The 4,574-nt window shown below is 59.4% G+C and carries 5 protein-coding genes; 1 reads left to right on the top strand and 4 read right to left on the bottom strand.

Annotated elements, in window-relative coordinates; genetic code table 11:
- From AC2FND_RS19610 to AC2FND_RS19595, 4 genes are all read right to left on the bottom strand, one after another.
- Positions 1 to 193 (bottom strand): hypothetical protein (locus AC2FND_RS19610; RefSeq protein ID WP_496771392.1); only part of this gene is annotated, 193 nt, incomplete at its 3' end.
- A complete protein-coding gene (locus AC2FND_RS19605) occupies positions 190 to 1,233 on the bottom strand; it encodes a lipid II:glycine glycyltransferase FemX (RefSeq protein WP_496771391.1) in 1,044 nt (347 codons plus the stop codon). The genes AC2FND_RS19605 and AC2FND_RS19610, both read right to left, overlap by 4 nt.
- Before the next feature lie 7 nt (positions 1,234 to 1,240).
- Complete coding sequence (locus tag AC2FND_RS19600; protein WP_496771390.1) at positions 1,241 to 2,443, bottom strand: GNAT family N-acetyltransferase; 1,203 nt, start codon at positions 2,441 to 2,443, stop codon at positions 1,241 to 1,243.
- Complete coding sequence (locus tag AC2FND_RS19595) at positions 2,440 to 3,399, bottom strand: glycosyltransferase family 2 protein (protein WP_496771389.1); 960 nt, start codon at positions 3,397 to 3,399, stop codon at positions 2,440 to 2,442. Before AC2FND_RS19595 ends, AC2FND_RS19600 begins: the two co-directional genes overlap by 4 nt.
- Positions 3,400 to 3,555: 156 nt before the next feature.
- On the opposite strand from AC2FND_RS19595, the gene AC2FND_RS19590 reads away from it, so the two are divergent.
- Positions 3,556 to 4,574, top strand: a 1,019-nt coding sequence (locus tag AC2FND_RS19590; RefSeq protein WP_496771393.1) for a GNAT family N-acetyltransferase, incomplete at its 3' end; no start/stop codon positions are given.

Raw genomic sequence — 4,574 nt, 5'->3', positions numbered from 1 at the left:
GCGCAATGTCGTGATCCGAAAGATTACTGTCATCGAAGGTGATGGTGAACCGGTTCGGATCGGGGGTCGCGGCGATCCGGTCCAGAACCCGTTCGAATTGTTCGACTGAAAGCCAATAGGGGGTCTCGCCCGGTTCCAGAGGGCGTTTTGGTGTTCCGATGCCGTGAAAGTTGATACCGATGGGCTTTGTCATGAGCGCAGTTTCTTCAGGCGGGCGTGAATGGTTTCGGCGATGCTGATCAGGGCAGAGCGGGCGCCGGCAGGGCGGAACTCGTACGGGCCCGCCGCGCGCAGTTCTGTGCCGCCCGTGCGCAGCTTGTAACGTGTGACGGAAGGGTTGGCTTCAGGATCTATCCCGCCCAGGTCGAAATACTTCAGGCCCAGGTCGCGACAGCGCAGCATGGAATGCCACATCAGATAATGCCCGGCATTCAGGCGCCGCCCGGTGTCCAGAGTGGCCCCGAACAGGTAGACGGCATTGGACCCAGCCCGTCCCAGCGTCATCGCGGCAATGTCGGCCCCGTCCTTGCGGGCAAACAGAACCTCATGGGCAAAATCAGCCCCCTCAAGGGCATAATAGAATTCTGGCGGGATATCCGGCCGAAAGCCTTTGGCTGTCTGAACCTCGGTATACATCGGATGAAACCGGTCAGCTGCCTGTGCAATCGGCACGATATCAAGATCAAGGCCGGCTTTCAGCGCATTGCGCAGGGGGTTGCGCCATTTCCCGTGCAGGGCACGCATCAGCGTGTCTTCGTCCTGGGTACAATCCACGACCACGGTTCGATAGGTCGGGGATCGATCGGTGGGCAAAAACGCTTCGCTACGGGCCAGCTGATCCAACAATGCAACATCATGCCAGGGTGTGGCCGGAAACCGCAGGCGCAGGATGTGCCCGTTCTCCTGAGCATATGCACGCAGTGCGGCCAGCACGGCACGCAGTGTTGCTGTGTCGGGGTCCGGCCGATCAACATGCTGTACCAGCGGTCCGGCGGCAAGCCATGCAATGCCGCGCCGCAGTCCGGGAACATGTTTGATACGCATACATGCGGCGGCAACAGGCTGCCCGTCCGGGGTGGCCAGCATCAGGAACTGTGCCTCTGCCCCGATCCGGCGGGCCGCCGCGCGGGCATAGGTCAGGCTGTGTTCAAGGGTCAGGTCGCGGAATGACGCGCTGAGGGCGGGCCACTTTTCTTCAGGCAGAACCCGTGCGGAGAGCTGATATGCGATCATATCCGCCTCATATTCTTGTTTTGATCCAGCTGGACCACAGCGATTTGTTTTTCAGCGGGATCACGGCCCTCAGCCGGGGTGCAACCCGCCCGAACCAGAGCCTGTAATAGACCAGGTGCAACACACGCGCCCAACCAAGGCAGAGCTTCAGCAAGACAGGGGATATTCCTGATCGCCGTGAGACGATCAGGCGATGAGTGGGCACCGATTCACCGCCATAGACCAGCTTGTAACCATATGCGCCAATCCCGGCTTCGATCCGCGTCACGCCTGCGGCGATCAGCTGTTCAATCATCTGAACCAGGCCGATTTTCCCAAGGCTGAGGCGTTCCAGTTCCGGGTCGGTCGATCTGGCGGGCAACCGCCAATGGCAGGTCTGCCCCGCGACCAGACAGAATTGAGTGGCAAGGGGGCCGTCCCGGCCCTGCTGTTCGACAAACCAGGTTTCCTGCCCCTGCTGGGTGGCGTCTGCCAGATCGCAGTAGAAGGCGGCGCTGCCAGGCCAATCCGCGAAATGGCCTCCTTTTCCAACCTCCTGCCATTGCCGGTTGTGGAAGCCGACGAAATCCCCGAATTGATGCGCATCAGGATGGACCATCCGCGTTGTCAGGCCGTGGTCATTCTGTAGATGTTTCAGATCCCGCCGATACTGCCCCCGACGTTTCTTGGACAGGTTGGCAAGATAGCCCTCAAACGTATCGGGCAGTTCGAAAACCGTATGGGTGCCAGTGGGCGTGTCGGTCAGCGCCAGCCCCGGTGCCACCCCATTGCGGATGGCTGCCAGCATGGTGCCGCGTTCCGAGGCGGGGGTGAAACTGACCAGATGCGCCTGGCCATCGCCGAGAAGGCCGTTCAGGGCCTCGGTACAACTGTTCTTGAGCGCGGTTTCCGTGGCGGCCAGTTGGAAAATCACCGTGTTGGGATCGGTTGCGGCCAGTTTGGCGATACGGACCCTCACAGGCCCCAGCCAAACCGGATAGATCATGAACGGCAGCAAGGCGACTAACTTCCCCTGAGCGTCATGCGCCACAAGGGTCCGAAGTGTTTTGCCGCGTCCAAAATGGGCCCACCAGGTCAGGACCCAGACCGGGGTGGCATAGATATCCGCGCCGGTCTGCCGGGCCAGTGTGGCCCACGCATGGGCCATGTCCTCAAGGGGTTTGAGTCCATCAACCCATTTGAATGTCAGCCGGGCATCCGTGTCGGTCACTCTGCCGGCTCCTGGCTGGTCAGGTGATAGCGCAGCGAGGCCCGGGCCAGACGCCGCCGCGCGGCGGCTTCTTCCCGCTGGTTTGCGACTGACATGACAAAGCGCAATATGGAGGACCCCACAAAGACCATCCGGCCCCGGAACACGCCCCAAGGGCCATAATGCTTGCGCAGATAAATCATCTTGCTTTTCTGCATTTGGACATACATCCGCGACCGGATCTGGGCGGTGCTTTTGCCACCCCCCTCAAGGTGCAGGATCTGCGCCTCGGGTGCGAACACGCATTTCCAGCCGGCATCGCGGATGCGGCGGCACCAGTCGGCCTCTTCCGAGTAGACGAAGAAAGCTTCATCCAGAAGACCCACGGCATCGAAGACGCGACGAGGCACCAGCATGAACATGCCCGAGACAACGTCGACCTCGCGTTGCGACCGCCGATCCCAGTTTCCGTACTCGGCCCGGGCCAGAAGCTGATTGTGCGGTGACAGGCGGTGCAGACCGAATTCGATCAGTGCCAGATTGCCGGGTCCGGGGTCAGCGAAACAGGTGCGCTGGATGGTGGTTTCGTCCTCAAGAACCTGACAGCCGACACAACCGACCTCCGGGTGCTGATCCAGCCAGTCCAGCATGGTGTCGATCGCACCATCCAGAATGATGGTGTCGGGATTGAGCAACAGCAGATTGTCACCCCGTGCGACTTCCAGACCCTGATTGTTGGCGGCGGCAAATCCCCGGTTCGTGTCATTGGCGATCAGCCGGACATCCGGGAATTCGTCAAGGACAAGATCGGCCGAGCCATCGCCTGATGCGTTGTCGACGACGATAACCTCATGCGGTTTCCGGGTCTGCTGTGAAATGGATATCAGGCAGTCCCGAAGAATATCCCGGGTATTCCAGTTCACGATGACAATGGAAACAGCGCATTCGCTCTGCGTGCCGTGCGACGGTGAAGCCATGAAACCCTGTTCTCGTTAATCACTTACATTTTCAAATTGTTTAGCCATTGTTCTGATCTATGAATACACTCAACGTCATTAAACGACGGCTGTTGTTAAATAGTAGCTGTGAAATTCAGAGCGAATAAACCGGTATATTGAGGTATTAGTTTGGCTGTGCAGGAACTTGAAGGGCAAGATAGTGTTGCGATTGAATGCACTGAAACCCTGACCGCAGACCGGAATGCCGAATGGATGACGTTTCTGAATGCGGCCCGGCATCAGCATCCGCGGCAATCTCCTTTGTTTACGAATTCGGAACAAAGATTACATCGCAAGGTGATTTATGCCTCGGCGCGCCGGGATGGGGCGCTTGTGGGTGTCGCTCTGATCTCGCTTGAACCGCATCCGTATCTGCCCAGTGCCTGGGCCCGGGCCCACTGCCTGAGCGGCCCGGTTTGCGACGATGCCGCCGACATGGTGGCATTTCTGGATGGCTTGTGCCGACAGCCGGGGTTTTCAAGGGTCGGCAGCCTGACTGTCACCCCGTTCTGGACCGAAGAAGAGGCCGACACACTGGATGCCGCGCTGTCTTGTGCCGGTTGGCGCGTGGCTGAGGAAGATCAGTTTCGTGAAACCGGATGGGTCGACATATCGGTCACGAGCGAAGGGATCATGGCGGCGTTTTCCAAAAGCGCCCGTCGCGAGGTCAGGCGCGCCGAACGGCAGGGCGTGACGTTCCGAAGCGCGCGAACTCCGGAGGAGTTTCGCACTTTTCTCGAGAGCATGAACCGGTTGCGCGTCTCGCGCAGGCTGCCCGAGCTGAGCCTTCCCGCCTATGAGGCGATGTTTGAAGATGTATTGCGGCCCGATGAGATTGGCACCGTGATTATGGCCTGGCAGCATGAGGCCTTTCTTGCCGGGCTTTTGGTGTATCGCAGCAGGGACATTGTGCACGGCCGGCATTTCACCACCGAGCCGGATCATCTGCGGGCGGCGGGCAATCTGCGTATCGCCCCGGCCTTGTGGTTGGAGGCCATGAGATGGGCCAAGGGCAAGGGCTGTAGAACCTTGGATGTCGAGGGCTATCACGTACCGGTTTCGGGCGAGAAAAAATTCAACATTCACAAGTACAAGTCAGAATTCAATCCGCGTGTCGTGCAGCGGATTTCGGCACGTGAAAAGGTGTTGAACCG

This window comes from Ruegeria sp. BHSB056 (genome assembly GCF_059613305.1).
Note: the sequence above shows the minus strand (reverse complement) of the source record. Positions and strands in the feature narration are given on the sequence as shown.

Coding starts and splice junctions, on each gene's coding strand:
- AC2FND_RS19605 (WP_496771391.1), bottom strand. CDS start 1,233: ATGATCGCATATCAGCTCTCCGCACGGGTTCTGCCTGAAGAAAAGTGG.
- AC2FND_RS19595 (WP_496771389.1), bottom strand. CDS start 3,399: ATGGCTTCACCGTCGCACGGCACGCAGAGCGAATGCGCTGTTTCCATT.